The sequence below is a fragment of the Verrucomicrobiia bacterium genome, from assembly GCA_035495615.1.
GTDB lineage: Bacteria > Omnitrophota > Omnitrophia > Omnitrophales > Aquincolibacteriaceae > DATJFP01.
The window spans coordinates 13055-33007 of sequence record DATJFP010000048.1; the positions used below are offsets into that span (position 1 = coordinate 13055).

The following is a 19953-nucleotide window of genomic DNA, read 5'->3' on the forward strand; positions in this document are numbered from 1 at the left end:
TGGGAGAGAAGGCTTAGGAGTTGATGGAGGGGTGAAAAGAGGCTAACTCTGGCCCGGGACCCGGTCGCCCACGCCGGAACCTTCGACGGTGGAAACGCTTTTGGTCACGGTCACGTCGGCGATGGCCGCCTGGGCCACGTTCCCGGAAGCATTCGCAAGGACGATCGTCACGTCGGCCGAACAGCCCGTGCAGGGCGTCGGGGCGGTGCTGTCGAGCAGTCCCGAAAAATCGAAGATGCCGTATCCGGCCAGCCCCTGGTCAAACGGGGTTGTGGGAATGTTGAACTGGAAATTGGTGTTCGAATTAATCGTGCCGGCATGGCCGGTGATTTTCGAGCCGCCGCCGCCGATCGTACGCGCTCCAAAGTCGATGTTCATGGCAAAAGTAAAATCGCCGTCATCGGTCGTACCGCTGAAGAGATCGCCCGTGAATCCGTATTTGAATTGGCCGGTTTCGATACGAGACAAATCGTCTATCGAGGTCAGGCCGTCGAGGAGCTCCAAAGAGTCGTCCGCGGCGTCCTGCGTCGCCTTGTCGGACTCCTGGCTCAAAGCCTCTCCGGTATCGCTGATGACGTCGAAGTCCAGGGCCTGATCCGCGGCGATAAACGTATCCTGGCCCGCCTGCTCCGTGGCTGAACCTTTTTGGGCCGTTTCAGGAGCCGCGTTCGAAGGCGAAGAACTTTGCGATCCCTGCGAGTCTTTCTCTTCCTGCTGCGGCGGGGGCTGATTCAACGATGTCGTCATCTGATTGATTTGCTCATCGCTGAAGCGGTAGGACGGAAGCGGCGCCTGGTTTTCCCCGGGGATTTCGGAACCGAATCCGGACTTGTTCACGATCGACTCTTTCATCTGGCCGTTCACTTCGTTGCGCACGGCGATCTCCCCTTTCCGGTGCGCGGTATTGTTGTTTTCGCCCGGGCCCAGGAGAAGCAGCGTGGAGTGCAGACCCTGGACGTTGCCGTAAAGCATGGTGCCGCGGATACCGACCTCACCCGAAGGAAGCTTGACGCCGATTCTCTTGGGATCTTTGTGCGCGATGTTGCCGGTGACGAGGCGGAACACGCCTTTGAGGATGCGGGCGTCGATTTTACCGTCATGGGTCTTGGGATCATAGACAAATTCGTCGATGACGATGCTGCTGTCAGGCCCGATGGTGAAAACCGTTTCATCCAGCAGCAGGATCTGGAGCGTCGAGTCCGGCCCCGTGGTCACGGCATCGCCGAGATAAACGGTTTCGCCGCTGGAAACGATGCGTCCGACTTTGCCGTCCGGCACGATCTCGACTTTCCCTTTCACGACAGCCACGATGCCCACCGCAGGGCCGGCCGGGGCCGGAACCGTTGCGGGCTGAGGCAGGGCCGTGACGGGTCCGGGAAGGGTCTGGGCGTACAAGGCATGCACCATGAGAAAAGCGGAACAGAGGACGGCGGCGATCTTCAGCTTCATAAGGTCAGAATTCCCATTTCTTCGTCAGCATGCCCTGCATTTTGTTGTTGCGGTAAGTATAGTTGGTAACGTTCGAAAGGGAACGGAAATATTCGTAGCTGAAGGTCCAGACAATCCCCCTCAGGACGGATGGGAGCAGCTTTCCTATATAAAGGGTTTCCAACGGCACGCCGTACGTCACGCGATAGCGGAGCGTGCCGTCTTTGCGGATCTGGGAAGCAATGGCCACGTCCGGGTCGGCATACACGTCGCGCGCCAGATCGATCGAGTTGAGGATGAACTGGCCCTTCCACAGGAGCGTCGTCACGGATTGCCGGATTTGAAGCCGGTCGTAGGCGTTGAAATCCTCGCGCGCGGTTTTATGGCCGTAAAGCAGGCTGGCGCCGTACGAAATACGGGGGTGAAGAGCATAGCTGAAGCCATTCTCGAGCTCCGTATAAACGCCCGTGCGCTGCGGAGCCGTGGGGTTTTCCGAAATTCCGGAAAAGTTTTGATGCTCGATCCTCGTGTCAGAAAAAGCGCTGAAGCGGCCGAAGGTCTTGTCGAAATCGAATTCCCCGCCCTGGGTCCTGAGGAAAGTCTCTCGGGAGAGAAAAATATTGTTGGCGTAAAAAAGCGGCGTGAAATTCGCCCATTTGCTTTTCAGGTTGGCCCCGAATTCGTATTGCAGCGACTGCAGGTCCAGGGAATCGACATGCGTCTGCTCCTGCTGGAAATGCGTGAAGGACGCGAAAATCTCGTGGCCCGCCTGGAAACCCAGGTCATGGACCAGGTTGACCTGCGTGACGTTCACGAAACTGTTGTCCCTTGTCGCAACGCTCGATCCGGAAACATCCACGGGGACGTTGGTGACAAGCCGCCGCTTTGAGGACGGCGAGGCGTTGCGGTTCGAGTCGGCTTCAAATCCCACGCTCTGGCGGACACTCACCTTCGTCCGGCGCAGGCGGCGCTTGATGCGCTTGAGATACGTATCCACTTCCTCCCGCATGTCCGGCGGCAGCTTTTGCTTTTGAAGGGTTTCCAGCTCGCGCCGCGCCTCGGTCCAGTTGTCCAGGCGGTAGAGAACGACCGCGTAAAAAAGCCGGACTTTCTGCAGTTTGGGATTGATGAGCAGGATGCGCTCGAGCGTGGTCGCAGCCCCGAGAAGATTGCCTTCCTTCACCTGGGACTGCGCGTATTCGAAATTCAGCTTCAGGTCGTCGGGACTTTTGAGAATGTCCTCGTAGGTGACCTTCTTGACCTTTTCGAGCCCGGCTTGCTTTTTAGATTGTTCGGAAGTGGCTTCGACTGCCTGCTGGTTCCGCGTTTCGCGGGTGACCACGCCGGTTTCGTTTTCTTCGTTGAGCTGCGAAAAGCCGCGGGCCGGAAGCAGAAAGCAGAATAAAAGCACGAAAAACGCGGCCCGGTGATGTTTCAGGACGCTCCAGCGCGATTTTTTTTCCATGGACTCCCTTGGATCTTGGTTAAAAGTGATCGTGCTGTATTATTTCGGCGCTTTCCTGCTGCAAATTGAGAGCGTCATGCATCGTCAGGACCGTGAAAAAAAAATCGGCGCTTATTTTTCGAAGGCAAATCGTTTTTTACTTCATAAACATTTTAACAAAGCGCGGTTGTTTGTAAAATTAAAAACTGTCCTACAAATCTGACGAGGAAAATGATAATATAACGCCTTTCTATGCCGCAAATTTTTCATCCTAGTTCAAACACTCTCGCGAGGGTCAGCATTTTCGGCGCCGTTTTTTTCCTCGGCGCGCTCGGACTCATCATGTCCGCAGTGATCCGCTCGCCTTACATGACGCACGTGGGGGTCGCGCGCGACCAGCCGGTGCCGTTCAGCCACAAGCACCACGTGGAAGGTCTGGGCATCGATTGCAGGTACTGCCATACTTCCGTCGAAAACTCTTCGTTCGCGGGGCTCCCGCCCGCCAAGACGTGCATGAACTGCCACTCGATCATGTGGAACCAGGCGCCCATCCTCGAGCCGATCCGCGAAAGCTTCCGCACGGGAAAGCCCGTGGCCTGGACGCGCGTTCACGATTTGCCCGACTTCGTTTATTTCGATCACAGCATCCACGTGGCCAAAGGAGTGGCGTGCGTGGTCTGCCACGGCCAGGTGAACGAAATGCCCCTCATGTCGCGGGCCAACACCCTGCACATGGAATGGTGCCTTCAATGCCACCGGGCCCCGGAAAATTTCATCCGGCCCAAAGAAAAAGTTTTCGACATGCACTGGAAGCCTGAAAATCAGAAGCAGATGGGCCAGCAGCTTGTCGCGGAATATCAGATTCACAAGAACCAGTTGACCAATTGCAGCGTTTGCCACCGGTAATCCTGGACCCCGAGGGGGGCCGGGATCGCCTTATATATAGAAAGACCCAACATGGATAAACCGGCCTTCGACCTGTCGAAAATCCGGCAAAAATTGTCCCAGCTCCGCGGTTCCACGTTCTGGCGCAGCCTGGAAGAAGTTGCCGAGACCAAGGACTTCAAGGAATTCCTGGAACACGAATACCCGCACGGCGCCGCGGAATTCGACCAGCCGATCGACCGCCGCGAGTTCCTGAAGCTCATGGGCGCGTCGATCCTGATGTCCGGCCTCGCGGGCTGCAAGCTGCCTTCCCTGGAAAAAATCGTCCCCTACTCCAAGATGCCGGAAGAAATCATCCCCGGAAAACCGCTCTTTTTTGCGACCGGCATGCCTTTCAACGGCACGACGCTCGGCCTGCTGGCCGAAAGCCACATGGGCCGGCCCACCAAAGTCGAAGGCAACCCCGGACATCCAGACAGCCTCGGCGCGACCGACATCTTCGCGCAGGCATCGGTCCTCGGGCTTTACGATCCGGACCGTTCCAAGGTCGTCTTGAATGCGGGCCGCATCCGCACGTGGGATTCGTTTCTCGAAGCACTCCAGAAAGAACTCGAGCTCCAGGATTCCAAGCAGGGCGCGGGCCTGCGCGTCCTCACTGAAACGGTCACTTCCCCTACGCTCGCGTTCCAGCTCCGCAGCCTGCTGCAAAAATACCCGAAAGCCAAATGGCATCAGTACGATCCCGTTTCCCGCGACCATGCGCGAAAAGGCGCGAAGATGGCCTTCGGCGAATACGGCGACCTGCGTTATGATTTTTCCAAAGCCGACGTCGTGTTTTCGCTGGACGCGGACTTTTTCTCGCGCATTCCGGGCAGCCTGCGTTACGCACGCCAGTTCATCGACCGCCGGCGCGATCCCGAGACGGCGAACCTCAACCGCCTTTACGCGGTCGAAAGCACGCCCACGCTGGCCGGCTCCGTCGCGGACCACCGCTTTGCCATGCGGGCCTCTTCCATTTCTTTTACCGCGATCCAGCTTGCGCAGGCGCTCGGCCTGGACACGCCCGCCGGCATCGTGTCCAAGGCTCCGAAGGCGCCTTCCTGGCTTGCCGCCGCGGCCGAAGACCTGCGTGCCCACCGGGGTTCGAGCCTCATTCTGGCGGGAGAAGAACAGCCGCCTTTCGTGCACGCCCTGGCCCATGCCATGAACCAGGTGCTCGGCAATTTCGGAACGACGGTGCAAATCATCCCGACGGTCGAAGATTATCCGCTGGACCAGGAAGCTTCCCTGCGGGAACTCGTGAACGATCTCAAGCAAGGCCAGGTGGACCTGCTCGTCATGCTCGGCACCAACCCGGCTTATCACGCGCCCGCGGACCTGGACTTTGCCGGCGCGCTCAGTAAGGCCGGACGCAGCGTGCATCTGGGCCTTTACCAAGACGAGACCGCGATCCTTTCCCACTGGCACGTTCCCGAAACTCATTATCTCGAAATGTTCTCCGACGGCCGCGCCAGCGACGGCACGGTCACGATGATCCAGCCGCTGATCGAGCCTTTGTACGCCGGAAAATCCGCGCATGAAATCGTTTCGGTCCTGCTTGAAGGGCGCCTGAAAAAAGGCTACGACGTCGTCCGCGATTACTGGAAAAGCCAATGGGGCGAGCCCGTTTTCGAAAGCAAGTGGCGCCGCGCCCTGCACGACGGCTTTGTGGAAGGCAGCGCGTTCCAGGCCCGCGGCAAAAGCGTGAAAACCAGCTTCGCGGCCGAAGACTTCGGCGATTTGCCCGATCCGTCCATGCTCGGCGGCTTTGAAGTCAATTTTCGTCCCGATCCTTCCATTTGGGACGGCCGCTTCGCCAACAACGGCTGGCTCCAGGAATTGCCCAAGCCCATGTCCACCCTCACCTGGGACAATGCGGTGATGGTCAGCCCGCGCACGGCCGAGGAAATCGGCCTCGAAACCGGCGGCGTGCTCCAATTCACCCGCGGTTCGAACGTAGTTCTCGCGCCCGTGTGGGTTTCGCCGGGCCAATCCGACGGCACGTTGACGCTGACGCTGGGATACGGACGCACGCACGGCGGGAAGATCGCGGAAAAAATCGGCTTCAACGCCTACACCGTGCGCTTTTCGGAAGCTTCGAAAGAGGGCTTCCGCATCGGAAAAACCGGCAAGACTGTGGCGCTTGCCGCGACGCAGCTCCATCACTCCATGGAAGGCCGCAATCTCGTGAGAGCCGCCACTCAAAAGGAATTCGCCAAGGACCGGGAATTCGCGCAGGATCACGAAACCGGAAACACTTCGATGTATCCGAAATACGAATACAAAGATTACGCCTGGGGCATGGTCATCAATCTCAATGCCTGCATCGGATGCAATGCCTGCATGGTCGCCTGCCAGTCGGAGAACAACATCCCTGTCGTCGGCAAGACGCAGGTCCTCAAGGGCCGCGAAATGCACTGGATCCGCGTGGACCGTTATTATGAAGGAAGCGCCGATGATCCCAAGCTGCACAACCAGCCGGTCACCTGCATGCATTGCGAGAACGCGCCGTGCGAACCGGTCTGCCCTGTCGGCGCGACCACGCATTCCGAGGAAGGCCTGAACGAGATGGTCTACAACCGCTGCGTGGGCACGCGCTACTGCTCGAACAACTGCCCTTACAAAGTGCGCCGCTTCAACTTCCTGGAATATAATGATTATCATACCGAAACGCTCAAGATGATGCGCAATCCCGACGTGACCGTGCGCGTGCGCGGCGTCATGGAAAAATGCACGTACTGCGTCCAGCGCATCAACGAAGCGCGCATCACGTCCAAGAAAGAGAACCGCAAAATCAGGGACGGCGAGATCAAAACCGCGTGCCAGGCCGCATGCCCGACGCAGGCCATCGTCTTCGGCGACATCAACGATAAAGAAAGCCAGGTCGCGGGCCTCAAAAAATCGCCGCTCAATTACGGCCTGCTGACCGAGCTCAACACGGTCCCGAGAACGACGTATCTGGCCAAAGTCACCAATCCCAATCCCGCGATTTTGGAGGCCGGCCGTGTCCTCTAGCCCGAAAAAGAAAAAACCGCTGGAAAAACCGCAGTTCCTATCGCCCAAGCATACTTACTCGACGGTGACCGACAAGATCAGTTCCATCGTGCTGGACGGCAAGATCCATCCGGGCTGGCTGCTGGGGCTCGGCATTTCTTTTTCCGTCCTCATGGTGCTCATGACCGCCCTCACGTGGCTTGTCATCCGCGGCGTCGGCATCTGGGGCATCAACATTCCCGTGGGCTGGGGCTTTGCCATCATCAATTTCGTGTGGTGGATCGGCATCGGGCACGCGGGCACGCTGATTTCCGCGATCCTGCTGCTTCTCCGCCAGGAGTGGCGCACGTCCATCAACCGTTTTGCGGAAGCCATGACGCTTTTTGCCGTGTCCTGCGCAGGCGTCTTTCCGCTCATTCACGTGGGCCGCATTTACAAGGCCTACTGGCTTTTCCCGTACCCCAATACCATGGGCCTCTGGCCGCAGTTCCGCAGCCCGCTCATGTGGGACGTCTTCGCCGTATCGACTTACGCGACGGTCTCGCTCCTTTTCTGGTACGTCGGTCTTATTCCCGACCTCGCCACGCTGCGCGACCGCTCGACAAAAAAAATTCCGCGGATTATCTACGGGATCTTTTCCATGGGCTGGCGCGGTTCGGCCCGGCACTGGTTCCGTTACGAAACCGCTTACCTCCTGCTCGCAGGGATCGCGACGCCGCTGGTCATTTCCGTGCACACGATCGTCGGCCTGGACTTCGCGGCCTCGATCATCCCGGGCTGGCACACGACGATCTTTCCGCCTTATTTCGTGGCCGGCGCCATCTTCGCGGGCTTTGCCATGGTGCTGGTGCTGGCGATCCCGCTGCGCAAATTTTACGGCCTGGAAGATTTCATCACGATCAAGCACATGGACAACATGGCCAAAATCATCCTGGCCACCGGGCTCCTCGTTTCTTACGGGTACATGATGGAATGCTTCGGCGCCTGGTACAGCGGCAGCCGTTACGAACAGTTCATGATCCTCAACCGCATGTACGGCCCGTACGCGCCGTTCTACTGGGCGCTCATCTTCTGCAACGTCCTGACACCGCAGGTTTTCTGGCTGAAAAAATGCCGCACCAATCAGGTTGTCCTGTTTGTCGTTTCGATCATTGTCAGCATCGGCATGTGGCTGGAACGATTCGTCATCGTGGTGATCAGCCTTCACCGCGACTTTCTTCCTTCTTCCTGGGGCATGTACTGGGGCACGAAATGGGACTGGGCCACGTTCATCGGAACGATGGGCCTCTTCTTCACGCTGCTCTTCCTGTTCATCCGCGTGCTTCCCATGATCGCGATTTCCGAAATGCAGGTACTCGCCCAGGAAACCAAGGAAGAGCACGAAGAAAAATCAAAGGATCATTAAAATGTCAGCGGGACCCGAAGTTAAATCCGATTTGTGGGGCATCCTGGCGGAATTCGAAACGCCGGAAGCGCTGGTGGAAGCCGCGCGCAAGGTGACGAAAGCGGGTTACAAACGCTTCGACGCGTATTCGCCTTTTCCGATCGAGGGCCTGCACGAGGCCATGAACTTCCACCGCAACCGCCTGCCGCTTCTTGTCCTGATCGGCGGCATCCTCGGCGGGCTCGCGGGTTTCGGCATGCAGTATTATGCGAACGTCTTCAGCTTCCCGCTCAACATCGGCGGCAAGCCCCACAACAGCTGGCCCGCGTTCATCCCGATCACATTCGAGCTCACGATCCTGGGCGCGGCTTTCGCGGCCGTCTTCGGCATGCTGGCCCTGAACGGCCTGCCCATGCCGTACCACCCGCTCTTTAACGTGGAACGCTTCGCGCTGGCGACGCGCGACCGCTTTTATCTTTGCATCGAAAGCCGGGACAAGCTCTTCGACCCGGACACGACGAAATCGTTTCTCGAATCCCTGAAACCGCACGGCATTTACGACGTGGACCGCTGATGCTCAAAAGAAACTCGAAAATTCTGACCGCTCTGCTGATGTTCGCCTTTGCCTTGTCTGGCTGCGGCGACATGGTGGACCAGCCGCGCTATGAGCCGATGGAGGCCAGCAATTTTTACGCGGATGGCCGTTCCGCGCGTCCGCTCGTCGAAGGCACGGTGGCGCGCGGCCAGCTGCACGACGACGTGCAGCTTTATACCGGCAAAGTGGACGGCAAGCCCGCGGACACGTTTCCCTTTCCCATCGACGAAAAGGTTCTCCTGCGCGGGCAGGAACGTTACAACATCTACTGCTCCGTGTGCCATGACCGCGCGGGCTACGGCCTGGGCATGGTGGTGCGCCGCGGCTTCAAGCGCCCGCCGTCCTTTCACGAGCAGCGCCTGAAGGACGCGTCTCCGGGCTATTTCTTCGGCGTCATGACCAATGGTTTCGGCGCCATGTTCGATTACGCGGCCCAGGTCACTCCGGAAGACCGGTGGGCCATTGCCGCTTACATCCGCGTGCTGCAGGCCAGCCAGGACGTCAGCCTGAACGAAATTCCCGCAGATGCCAAGGCCATGCTGCTGGAGCAGAAAAAAGCCACGGGATTCAGCGTAGGCACGGGGGGTTATGAACCCAAGCACTGATCGCATCGCCGTCATCCAAAAAGTCCGTTCCTTCGCGCTCGCCGCGGCGGTCGCGGGCCTGGCCTTGTCCGGCGTGGGCTTTGTCATGGACCGCCAGGCCTTTGCCCCGTCTTACCTGACGGCGTATCTTTTCTGGATCGGCGTGACGCTCGGATGCCTGCCGCTCATCATGCTCCATCACCTGACCGACGGCGGCTGGGGCTATCCGATCCGCCGCCTCATGGAAATCATCCTGAAATCGCTGCCGCTCATGGCGCTCCTCTTTTTGCCCGTGGCCGTGAACCTCAAAGAGCTTTATCTCTGGGCGCGTCCGGAGGCGGTCGCGCATGACGCGCTGCTCCAGCAGAAGCAGCTCTACCTGAATCCTTCTTTCTTTTACGGCCGTGCGGTTTTCTTTTTCGTGATCTGGGGCCTGTGGGCTTACGGCCTGATCCGCGGCGCGAACGCCTACGAAAAAGACCATTCGCCCAAAGTGCACGACAAGCTGCAGGTCCTCAGCGGCGCGGGCCTGGTCATGTACGGCCTGACCGTCACGTTTTCCTGCGTGGACTGGTCCATGTCGCTGGAGCCGCACTGGTATTCCACAATCTACGGTTTCCTTTTCATGATGGGCCAGACGCTGGCGGGTTTCTCGATCGTGATCATCCTCACGGGCTTTCTTTCCAAAAACAAAGGCCCACTGTCCCCGGCCGTCACGCCTTCGCGCACGCATGACCTGGGCAAGCTGCTGCTGGCTTTCATCATGCTGTGGGCCTACGTCTGCCTTTCTCAGTTCATCATCATCTGGTCCGGCAATCTCGCGGAAGAAACGCCCTGGTACCTGCGGCGCCTCTCCCACGGCTGGAATGGCATTGCGATCGCGTTGACCGCGTTCCACTTTTTCGTGCCGCTCGGCCTGCTCCTCAGCCGCGATCTCAAAAGGAATCTCGCGACGCTGGCGCCGGTGGCGGCTCTCATCGCGGTGATGCGCTATGTGGATCTCTTCTGGCTGGTCAAGCCTGTCTTCAACGAAAGCCTTTCTTTCCACTGGCTCGATCTCACGTGCCTTGCCGGCATCGGCGGCCTCTGGCTCTTTTTTGTGCTGAGCCGCGCCGTCTCCGAGCCTTTGATCATGACCCATGATCCTCTCGAAGGCGCGGAAAAGGAGGCCCATGCACACTGATCCGCATTCGACTTCTTCGAATAAGGAAGGCTACGAAAAACGCGACGCGCAGGTGAAACCCATCCTGATTTTCTGCCTGATCCTGTGCGTGACCGCAGTCGTGGTCCAAGTCGGCCTCTACGTTTATTACAAGCTTCTGGCGGCCCATGAAACCAAGCAGGACGCGCCCTCGATCTATGTCCGCGACGACCGCTGGCATGCGCCGGATGTCACGCTGGAAGTGCATCCTTCCCGGGAATACGAACAGATGCGCGAGGAAGAGGAAATCCTGCTGAACAATTACCAATGGCGCGATCCGGAGCATGAGCGGGTTTCGATTCCCGTGTCCAAGGCCATGGAGATCATGCTGAAGAAAGGTTTTCCCGTGCGCAGCGAAAACGCGGCTCCGCCGCAGCAGGAAAGGACAGCTTCATGAAACGTTTCTCCGCCGGCATGAGCGCCGTTCTGATGCTGGCCCTCTGCCTTGCGGCTTTTTCTCCGGCCGCGAAGGCGAATCCCGTCCGCGACCAAAACAACCGCCTCCAGCGCATCGGCCTGGACCAGCGGCTCGGCAACCAGGTCCCGCTGGATCTCGAATTTACCGACGAAGCCGGCAATCCGGTCCGTCTTGGCCAGTACTTCACGGGAAAACCCGTACTGCTCCTGCCGGTTTATTACAGCTGCCCCATGCTCTGCACTCTGGTCATGAACGGCGTGGTCAAGGCGCTCCGCGTCCTGAAATTCGTGCCCGGCCGGGAATTCGAGATCGTGGCCTTCTCCATCAATCCCAAAGATACGCCGGAAACGGCGGCGAAGAAAAAAGACCAGATCTTCAAGGAATACAAACGCGACGAGGCGCGCGACGGCTGGCATTTCCTGACCGGCAGCGAGGCGTCGAGCCGCGCCCTGGCGCAGGCGGCCGGCTTCCGCTATGACTATGACGCCACTTCGGGCGAATACGCGCATGCCGCCGCCATCATGGTCCTCACGCCGGAAGGAAAGCTTTCCCATTATTTCTTCGGCATCGAATATTCGCCCCGAGACCTGCGCCTGGCGCTCGTTGAGGCTTCGAAACAAAAAATCGGCGGGCTCGCGGATCAGTTCCTTCTCCTCTGCTTTCATTACGATCCGTCTTACGGGCGTTACAGCCTCGAAGTCATGAATTTCATCCGGCTCGGCGCGCTGGCCACGGTGCTCGCCCTCGCCTGGTTCGTCACCCGCTCGCTGCGCGAGGAACGCGCGGCAAGGAGCGGCGCATGAACCTGCCCACGGTTCCGTTCAGCCCGGTCCAGGCTTCCACGCTCGCAGGCCAGGTCGACCTTCTTTACCTGTACCTGATCGCGGTCAGCGTGTTTTTCACCTGCGTGATTTTCGCGACCGTTCTCTTTTTCACGCTGAAATACAAGCGCCGCAGCGAAACGGAGCGGCCTGAAGCCATTCACGGCAACCTGCTCCTGGAAATCACCTGGTCGGCGATTCCTCTCGCGATTGCCATGACGATGTTCACCTGGGGTTCCATCCTTTACTTTAAGGGCTGGCGCGCGCCGCAGAACGCGGAAGAAATTTTCGTCGTGGGCAAGCAGTGGATGTGGAAAATCCAGCATCCGGAAGGCCGGCGTGAGATCAACGAACTGCACGTGCCGGTGGACCACCCCATCCGCCTGAAGATGACTTCCGAAGATGTCATCCACAGTTTTTTTGTTCCCGCGTTCCGCGTTAAAATGGACGTGGTGCCCGGCCGCTACACGAGCCTGTGGTTCCAACCCACGAAAACGGGGCGTTATCATTTGTTCTGCGCGGAATACTGCGGCACAAAACACTCAGGAATGATCGGCTGGGTCACCGTCATGCCGGAAGAGGAATACCAGCAGTGGCTCGAGACCGGAACGGCCATCGCGCCTGTCACGGTTTCCGGCAAAGAACTGTTCCAGAAGAACCGCTGCAACACCTGCCACCACGCCGAGTCCGGCGCTCTGGGGCCGGACCTGGCCGGCGTTTTCGGGAATCCGGTCCAGCTTGCGGATGGCAGGACGGTCACGGCCGACGAAAATTACATCCGCGAATCCATCGTGAAACCGAACGCCAAGATCGTGGCGGGCTACACCCCCATGATGCCTACGTTTCAGGGGCAGCTGGGCGAAGAAGAAATTTTGCAGATTATTTCTTATCTCAAGAGCCTGAAGGCAGAAACCGGGACGCCGGAAACCGCGGCCCCCCCGGCGTCCCCCGCGGCCTGAGGAGACGGAAGCTGCACGCTTCCGCGATCGTGCCGCAGTCATGAGAGTGCGGCCTGAGGAGACGGGAATGTCAAAGTTCCCGCGATCGTGCCGCAATCAAGGGATTGCGGCCTGAGGAGACAGGAACTTCAAGTTTCGAAGTTCACACATTGCCGCCGCTCACCGGAGCAGCGGCCCGAGGAGATGGGAATTTTATGAGTACACTTGTCAAAAAAATAAAACATTACCTGAATGCTTCGTATGAGCTCCGCTCGTGGTTCGGAACGGTCGACCACAAGCGCATCGCCATCCTGTATCTCATCTCCGTGACCCTTTTCTTTTTTGTAGGCGGCTTCTTTGCGGTCATGATCCGCTTGGAGCTTCTGACGCCCGCGGGCGACCTGGTCAGTTCCGAGACCTACAACAAGCTGTTCACCATGCACGGCATCATCATGATTTTCTTTTTCCTCATTCCCGCCGTGCCCGCGGTGCTGGGGAATTTTTTGATTCCCATCATGATCGGCGCCCGCGACATGGCTTTCCCGCGCCTTAATCTCGCAAGCTGGTATTGCTATATCGGCGGCGCCCTTTTCGCAACGGCCGCCATGGTCACCGGCGGCGTGGATACCGGCTGGACCTTTTACACACCTTACAGCAGCACATATTCGAATGGCGCCGTGGTCCTCACCGCACTCGGGGCGTTTGTCGCGGGATTTTCGTCCATTCTGACCGGCCTGAATTTCATCGTCACGATCCACAAAATGCGCGCGCCAGGCATGACCTGGTTTCGTCTGCCGCTTTTCATATGGTCCAATTACGCGGCCAGTATCATCATGGTGCTTGCCACGCCGGTCCTGGGAGCCGCGATCTTCCTCGTCTTCCTGGAAAGGGCTTTTCACATCGGCATTTTCGACCCGAATCTCGGAGGCGACCCGGTGCTGTTTCAGCATCTGTTCTGGTTTTATTCGCATCCGGCCGTGTACATCATGATCCTGCCAAGCATGGGTGTCATGAGCGAGCTTGTCGCCGCCTTCTCGCGCAAGCGCGTCTTCGGCTACGACTTCGTTGCCGGCTCCAGCCTCGCGATCGCCGTGCTGGGTTTCCTGGTTTGGGGCCACCACATGTTCGTGTCCAGCCAGTCCATGTACGCCGGCTTTGTGTTTTCGTTCCTGAGTTTCCTGGTAGCCATCCCGTCCGCCATCAAGGTGTTTAACTGGACGGCGACGTTGTACAAGGGTTCCATTTCGCTGCAGACGCCCATGCTTTACGCGCTGGGCTTCATCGGGCTGTTCACCATCGGCGGCCTCACCGGCCTCTTTCTAGCGTCGCTGGGGCTGGACGTGCACGTTCACGACACTTACTTCATTGTGGCGCATTTCCATTACATCATGGTGGGCGGCGTGGTCATGGGTTACCTTGGCGGGCTTCACTACTGGTGGCCGAAAATGACGGGCCGGCTTTATCCGGAATTCTGGGCGCGCATTTCCGCGCTGAACATCTTCATCGGATTCAACCTGACATTCTTTCCCCAGTTCCTGCTGGGCTACATGGGCATGCCGCGGCGCTATCACGCTTATCCCGAAGAATTCCAGGTGCTGAATGTCATGTCGACCGCCGGCGCCTCGGTTCTGGCCGTAGGTTATCTGATTCCGATGATCTACATGCTCTGGTCGCTCAAATACGGCAAGAAGGCACCGGCAAACCCGTGGAATGCCAAGGGCCTGGAATGGACGATCCCGTCGCCGCCGCCCGTCCACAACTTTGACGAAATTCCCGTCGTGACCGAAGAAGCGTATGCTTACGCGGAGGCGCCGCACCGTGGCTAAACAGACGCACTCCCCGCTCCAGCATCATTTCACGAGCCTCTCGCAGCAATACGCGGCGTCGCAGCTCGGCATGTGGACATTCCTGCTCACGGAGCTCCTGTTTTTCGGCGGCCTGTTCCTGTCCTACACGATCTACCGCATGTCGTATCCGCACGGCTTCGCGGCCGCGAGCCATGAACTGGACGTGCGGCTCGGCTGCATCAACACCATTGTCCTCATCTCGAGCTCGCTGACCATGGCGCTTGCCGTGCGCGCGGGCCACGAAGGAAAAGGCAAGTCCATTACAGGCTTCCTCGTCCTGACTATGGCGCTCGGCGGCACCTTTCTCGGGATCAAAAGCATCGAATACGCTCATAAGTTCCACGAGCATTTCGTTCCCGGGCCGAATTTCGCCTTCCCGCATTACGCCTCGCAGGGGCCTGAGCTCTTCTTCTCGCTTTATTTCGCCATGACGGGCCTTCATGCGATTCACATGATCATCGGACTCGTGGCGCTCGGCGTCGTGGCATGGAAAGCCACGCGGGGGCGTTATACGAAGGAATATTCCACGCCGGTGGAGATGCTGGGGCTTTACTGGCACTTCGTGGATATCGTGTGGATTTTTCTTTTTCCCCTGCTCTACCTTTTGGGGAGGCATTGATGTCGCAGCAGGCCGAATCGCTCAAGACTTATATTCTGACGTTCGCGGCGCTGATGGGGCTCACGCTTCTGACGGTCGCGGCCGCTTCCGTGAATTTCGGATCGCTAAACACCGTGATCGCGCTCGGCATCGCGGGTCTGAAGGCGGGGCTGGTCCTGTGGTTTTTCATGCACGTCCGGCACAGCACGGCCTTGTCCCGGCTTTTCATCGCCGCCGGCTTTTTCATGTTCGGCATCCTGCTCCTCCTGACCCTGAACGATTACATCTCGCGTCCCTGGGACAACTTTCCCCAAGGCGGCGCCTGGATCAAGCCGACCGCCTCGCATTTCGCCGCCAAGATGCCGGCCTCGCCGGAATAGACGGCCGGAACTTCTTCAGGAAGGATTCTTTCCCCGCAGGTCCATGACGTCCTTGTCCCCGGCCGCGTCGCGCCCCATGGCCTTCACGTATTCCACCTGGGTCGGATAGGCGAATTCGATCCCTTCTTTTTCGAACGCATCCTTGATCATGAAATTCAGCTGCTGCTGGACGTCCATGTACTTGTTGTAGTCGGAGCTGAGGAAGAAATAAACGACTTCGACGTCCAGGCTGTAGGCACTGAAGGTTTTGAAATGCGCGCGGTCGAACTTCACGCCCGGCAGGCTTTCGATCATTTTCCGGATCATTTCCGGTACTTTTTTCAGCTTGTCCGTGGGCGTCTCATACGTCAATCCGACGGTGAAAGGCACGCGGCGCTGGCTCATCCTCTTATAGTTACGGATGCGGCTGGAAGTCAGGTTGGAATTCGAAACCACGATTTGCTCGCCGTCGAGGGAACGGATGCGCGTGGATTTGATGCCGATATGTTCGATCTGACCCATGTAATTGTCGAACACGATAAAGTCGCCTTCTTCAAACGGATGGTCGAAGAAAATCACGAAATAATTGAACAGGTCGCCCAGGATGGTCTGGGCCGCCAGGGCCACGGCGATGCCGCCGATGCCGAGGCCGGCCACGATCGCGGAAACGTTGAAGCCCAAGTTCTCGAAGATGAAGACGCCGCTCATGCCCCACACCACCAGGCGCAGGCACGTGATAAGACTGGCCGAGAACGGGACGTTTCCCGCCGAAGCTTCCGCCTTGCGCAGCCAGTTGCATTCGAGGATGTAGATCATGATCGCCAGGCCCAGACGCGTGAGCTGGATCGTCAGGATGATGATGCAGAAGGCGTTCAGGTATTTTTTGCTGACGTCGTTCAGGGCAAGCTGGTTCAGGGAAAAATAAAGGACGGCAAGGTAAAGCAGCGGGATCGCCGTCTGCTCGGAAATCGAAACGATGAAGTCGTCGGTTTTGGAAGGCGTCTTCTCCACGAACCGTTTCAGCCGCAGGAACACCCCCTTACTCACGATCTGGATGACAAAAAGCCCCACGACCAGGATCGTTACCGCCAGGAGGTAATCCCGCAAGGCATTTCCGAGGATCACGGTATCCAAAGCCGAAAAAAAAGAATTCATGTTCTCTCCTTACGAAGGGGGATGAAGTATTTTACCAGAGACCGGAAGGTTTGCGCCGGTTTTGCATTACTCCGGGTGTTGGATCACGCTGGGATCCTGGAGCATGCGAGACAGGAGCCCGGACTCAGGGATGCCGGAAAGCGCATAGCGGCGGCCCACAATGTTGTTGTTGAAATCCATCTTGTGGTCCGCGGCCGTATTGGTCGCGGAGCCGTTCTCATGCGCGTCCGTCACGACCTTGGCAAAATCCGGTCCGTATTCGCGCGTCAGCAGGTAGCTCCACAGGATGTGCTTGTACGCGTCTTTGGAGGAGGCCTTCCCCTGGGCGTTCAAGGTCTCGGCTTTTTCCCGCACGTAATCCTGGATTTCGAAGAGGCGGGGCGCGAGGAACGGATGCTGGGAAAGAAGATCGATTTCCGAAGGCGTCAGCGAATCTCCCAGCACCAGCGCCACGTTGCGGATGGATCCGGGCTCCATGACCAGACGGGTCTGCGGGCCCGCGGGCTCCGAAAAGAGAACGGCTTCGAACGTTTTGCCTTTGATGGAAAAGGCGCTGTTGCCGCGGAATTCGAGCTTGCCCGCGATCATCCCCTCATGCACCAGGCTGGAAAAAGCGCGGAACAGTTCCCGGATTTGCTTCCGGGCTATGCCGGGATGGACAAGGTCCAGACGAAATTCATAAGACATGTCTCCCGCCAGACGGCCGGGAACGCGCGGGTGCGCGGTGCCCTTTTCAAGCAGGAGCTCGACGCCTTCCGCTTCGATCCTGCACCTGCCCGTAAAAAAATTCAGGAGCTTGAGTCGGACGCGGTCCGCCTGGAGGCGGAAGACCTTCTCTTCCAGCAGCGAGCCCTTGCGCAGCGACTTGAAGCGGGCGGAAATCCCGCCCCATTCCACGGCATTCCAGGAAGCAAGCCGCACGCTTTCATAGCGCGGGTCCATGAGCTTGGTGCCGTATTTGCCCCCGTTTTCCCTGGCATACTGGAAGATCTTCGAAGAAAACGGCCCAAGCCCCGCTCCCAGCGCGGCATAGAACAGCACAAAACTTATGGAAGCTCCCAACACGATTTTTCTAAACATGGGGCACCGCGGAGTTGGAAATCACGGAAAAAATAGTAGAGAACCCTGGCTTTCGTGTCCAGCTAAAATAACGGCCCCTGCCGGCTTTTTCCTCAGTCCCAATTTTTTTTGTAGGGTGATTACCGATTGCCGGCAAAGCACTTACGCGTTATTCTGTGAGGCGTCCGGAAACCGGCCTTGATTTCCCTGGCAATTTGATGTATATACACTTATTGAGCAGTGCGGTGCGGGATGGCCCGCGGAAAGGTCCTGATGAATACAGTCGAATCGGAACAAAAAAATGCTGTTTTTTCAGGAGGATACGGAACGGCTTCGGCGGCCCTCCCCCTGCCAGTCGAAGCTTCTTCCGAGATCCTCGCGATTCAGGACTTCCAGCGGCGCCATCCCGGCCTTTTTCAAAAAGACGACCGGAAACTTTTCTGCCACCTGGGCCTGGTGTTCGGGCTCATGGCCGCGCTTTTTGCGGTGATCGTCCTCATCCCTTCGCTCGCGGCCAGGATCCCGGCAAGCCTCCTGCTCTCGCTCCTTTATTTTTCCCTGATCAACGTGACGATCCACCATCATCATACGCATCGCAACGCGGCGCAAAGCCCGGCCGCGAAAAAATTCCTGGACCTTCTTTATATGGCCGTGCTTCCGAACGCCGCCCGGAGAAGGCCCCGCTATGTCAAAGTCCATCTGAGCCATCATGCGGATGTTTTCGAACCCACGGACGTCGACCACCTTTACGGCGCAGAACGCTTCTTGAAAATGCGCCGCAATCTCTGGACGCGCCTTCTTTATTTCCTGGAACTCAGCTTTGTCGGCGCCCACGTGCCGGGATGGGAAGAAGACCAGTACATGAACGAAACCCCGCGGGACGAATGGAACCTTGCGGATTACCGGATCGTCAAAGCCAAGGAAAAAAACAAAGCGGTCATTACCGCAGCGATTCAAGGGGTGCTTTTGTGCGCCTGTCTCCAGGTTTTGCCCTGGTTTGCCTGGGGATGGGCGCTCCCCATGCTCCTGGTGAAAAACTGGGCCCATTTCCTGGGTCAGTTCCAGCATTATGATCCCCGTTTCCTGCAGCCCGGCGCGCCGCGCTGGAAGCGGACCCTTTCTTTTGAGGTTCCCGGATGGTTCAATAATCTCATGGCCGGCGAAATCAAAGGCCATCACGTGCACCACCTTTTCCCGTCGCTTCCTTATTACAACATGGAAGAGGCCTGCAAGATCCTCGCGCAAGATCCGGAAGCCTCGCGGTTCCTGGTCATGGCCGGGAAAGATTTCTGGACGGGAGAAAGGAACGGATCATGGGACAGGAATACTGCGAATTCGGCAGCATGACGTTCGGCAAGTGGCTGCGCTGTTCGGCCTGCCTTCATACGAAAGCCGGGCTTCTGCTGGTGGCGGCGGGAAATCTTCTTCTCTGGAAGGGCATTCCGGGATTGCCGGATCCCGTGCTCTGGGGAAAAGGCCTGCTTGCCGCCGGCATCTTGCTTCTGGTTTATAGCCTGGCGAAAGACCTTCTGGTTATTGCTCGTCGGCGTAAGCGCGCTTGACCTCGGGAGGCAGCGTCTCTTCCGCCCGAACGTCCCCGGTGTCTTCTTCCCCGGCCTGCTCCATGTCGGCCATCGGCAGGTTCTTGGCCTCTTCGGTATCCGTATAACCCGTCCAATCGTCACTGAAGTGAACGTCTTTGGGTTCTTCTTCGGCGGATACCCGGTGGGAAAAGAAAACAAGCGCCGCAGCCATCGCGATAAGGATCCACATCTTCCGTGAGTTCATACCGCAATATTACCTCCTGAGTTTTCCGAAATAAAGCCGTTTTTACGCAGCTCCCCGTAAACGGCCTGCGCCGCGAGCGCTGCGCCCTGCGCGGAATAGTGGCCGTCTCCCGGAAGAAACAGCGCGCCGCGCAAGGGACTGGCGGCAAATGCCGGCCCCAAATCAAAAGTGGCAATGCCCTTTTCCTTCAGCGCCGCGGCGAGCTTTTCCTTCAAGCCCCTCTCCCGGACCGTCTGCGGATGGAAGACCACGGCGAAAGCAATACCCCTTTCGCGGCAAAGGTCCCGGGCCTTTTCGATCACGCGAAAAAAAACCTCGAAGGCGCGGCTGTCCATGTCGAGGTCCGCAGACGGCTGCGGCCCTGAACTTTCCTGTTTGAGCCCGCGGAGTGCCCGTCTTGCCATGAAGCGAAAAAC

The 19953-nt window shown here is 58.3% G+C and carries 20 protein-coding genes; 14 read left to right on the plus strand and 6 right to left on the minus strand.

Going from position 1 to position 19953, the window contains the following annotated elements:
• Positions 1-42: 42 nt before the first annotated feature.
• The gene (locus VL688_06585) at positions 43-1449 is read right to left on the minus strand and encodes a FecR domain-containing protein (GenBank protein ID HTL47713.1); all 1407 of its coding nucleotides are present in this window, start codon (positions 1447-1449) and stop codon (positions 43-45) included.
• A 4-nt stretch (positions 1450-1453) separates the two neighbouring features.
• Complete coding sequence (locus VL688_06590) at positions 1454-2893, minus strand: tetratricopeptide repeat protein (GenBank protein HTL47714.1); 1440 nt, start codon at positions 2891-2893, stop codon at positions 1454-1456.
• A gap of 321 nt (positions 2894-3214) precedes the next feature.
• On the opposite strand from VL688_06590, the gene VL688_06595 reads away from it, so the two are divergent.
• From VL688_06595 to VL688_06650, 12 genes are all read left to right on the plus strand, one after another.
• Positions 3215-3778, plus strand: a complete 564-nt coding sequence (locus tag VL688_06595) for a cytochrome c3 family protein (GenBank protein ID HTL47715.1) — start codon at positions 3215-3217, stop codon at positions 3776-3778.
• Positions 3779-3829: 51 nt separating this feature from the next.
• Positions 3830-6811, plus strand: coding sequence for a TAT-variant-translocated molybdopterin oxidoreductase (locus tag VL688_06600; GenBank protein HTL47716.1), 2982 nt, complete (start codon positions 3830-3832; stop codon positions 6809-6811).
• The gene (nrfD, locus tag VL688_06605) at positions 6801-8195 is read left to right on the plus strand and encodes an NrfD/PsrC family molybdoenzyme membrane anchor subunit (GenBank protein ID HTL47717.1); all 1395 of its coding nucleotides are present in this window, start codon (positions 6801-6803) and stop codon (positions 8193-8195) included. Before VL688_06600 ends, nrfD begins: the two co-directional genes overlap by 11 nt.
• Before the next feature lies 1 nt (position 8196).
• Positions 8197-8748 (plus strand): DUF3341 domain-containing protein, encoded by a 552-nt coding sequence (locus tag VL688_06610; GenBank protein ID HTL47718.1) that lies wholly within the window; start codon positions 8197-8199, stop codon positions 8746-8748.
• Positions 8748-9374, plus strand: coding sequence for a cytochrome c (locus tag VL688_06615; protein ID HTL47719.1), 627 nt, complete (start codon positions 8748-8750; stop codon positions 9372-9374). Before VL688_06610 ends, VL688_06615 begins: the two co-directional genes overlap by 1 nt.
• Positions 9358-10536, plus strand: coding sequence for a hypothetical protein (locus VL688_06620; protein HTL47720.1), 1179 nt, complete (start codon positions 9358-9360; stop codon positions 10534-10536). The genes VL688_06615 and VL688_06620 overlap by 17 nt, the downstream gene beginning before the upstream one ends.
• Positions 10526-10951: a hypothetical protein gene (locus tag VL688_06625; protein ID HTL47721.1), complete on the plus strand. Its 426-nt coding sequence runs from the start codon at positions 10526-10528 to the stop codon at positions 10949-10951. Before VL688_06620 ends, VL688_06625 begins: the two co-directional genes overlap by 11 nt.
• Positions 10948-11775, plus strand: coding sequence for an SCO family protein (locus VL688_06630; protein ID HTL47722.1), 828 nt, complete (start codon positions 10948-10950; stop codon positions 11773-11775). Before VL688_06625 ends, VL688_06630 begins: the two co-directional genes overlap by 4 nt.
• Positions 11772-12752: a cytochrome c oxidase subunit II gene (gene coxB, locus VL688_06635; protein ID HTL47723.1), complete on the plus strand. Its 981-nt coding sequence runs from the start codon at positions 11772-11774 to the stop codon at positions 12750-12752. Before VL688_06630 ends, coxB begins: the two co-directional genes overlap by 4 nt.
• 194 nt (positions 12753-12946) lie before the next feature.
• A complete protein-coding gene (gene ctaD, locus VL688_06640; protein ID HTL47724.1) occupies positions 12947-14557 on the plus strand; it encodes a cytochrome c oxidase subunit I in 1611 nt (536 codons plus the stop codon).
• Positions 14550-15197: a cytochrome c oxidase subunit 3 family protein gene (locus tag VL688_06645; protein HTL47725.1), complete on the plus strand. Its 648-nt coding sequence runs from the start codon at positions 14550-14552 to the stop codon at positions 15195-15197. Before ctaD ends, VL688_06645 begins: the two co-directional genes overlap by 8 nt.
• Complete coding sequence (locus VL688_06650) at positions 15197-15556, plus strand: cytochrome C oxidase subunit IV family protein (GenBank protein HTL47726.1); 360 nt, start codon at positions 15197-15199, stop codon at positions 15554-15556. Before VL688_06645 ends, VL688_06650 begins: the two co-directional genes overlap by 1 nt.
• A 15-nt stretch (positions 15557-15571) precedes the next feature.
• Here the strand turns inward: VL688_06650 and VL688_06655 are convergent, their stop codons facing one another.
• Positions 15572-16690 (minus strand): mechanosensitive ion channel family protein, encoded by a 1119-nt coding sequence (locus VL688_06655; GenBank protein ID HTL47727.1) that lies wholly within the window; start codon positions 16688-16690, stop codon positions 15572-15574.
• A gap of 66 nt (positions 16691-16756) precedes the next feature.
• Positions 16757-17752, minus strand: a complete 996-nt coding sequence (locus VL688_06660) for a hypothetical protein (protein HTL47728.1) — start codon at positions 17750-17752, stop codon at positions 16757-16759.
• Positions 17753-18022: 270 nt separating this feature from the next.
• Between VL688_06660 and VL688_06665 the strand changes: the two genes are divergently transcribed.
• Both VL688_06665 and VL688_06670 read left to right on the plus strand, forming a co-directional pair.
• Positions 18023-19096, plus strand: a complete 1074-nt coding sequence (locus VL688_06665) for a fatty acid desaturase (protein HTL47729.1) — start codon at positions 18023-18025, stop codon at positions 19094-19096.
• Entirely contained in the window at positions 19063-19311 is a 249-nt protein-coding gene (locus VL688_06670; protein ID HTL47730.1) for a hypothetical protein, read from the plus strand. The genes VL688_06665 and VL688_06670 overlap by 34 nt, the downstream gene beginning before the upstream one ends.
• Here VL688_06670 and VL688_06675 read toward each other — a convergent pair.
• Together VL688_06675 and VL688_06680 are read right to left on the minus strand one after the other, a co-directional pair.
• The gene (locus VL688_06675) at positions 19283-19537 is read right to left on the minus strand and encodes a hypothetical protein (protein HTL47731.1); all 255 of its coding nucleotides are present in this window, start codon (positions 19535-19537) and stop codon (positions 19283-19285) included. The genes VL688_06670 and VL688_06675 overlap by 29 nt on opposite strands.
• A partial coding sequence (locus VL688_06680; GenBank protein ID HTL47732.1) for a hypothetical protein occupies positions 19534-19953 on the minus strand: 420 nt, incomplete at its 5' end. The genes VL688_06675 and VL688_06680, both read right to left, overlap by 4 nt.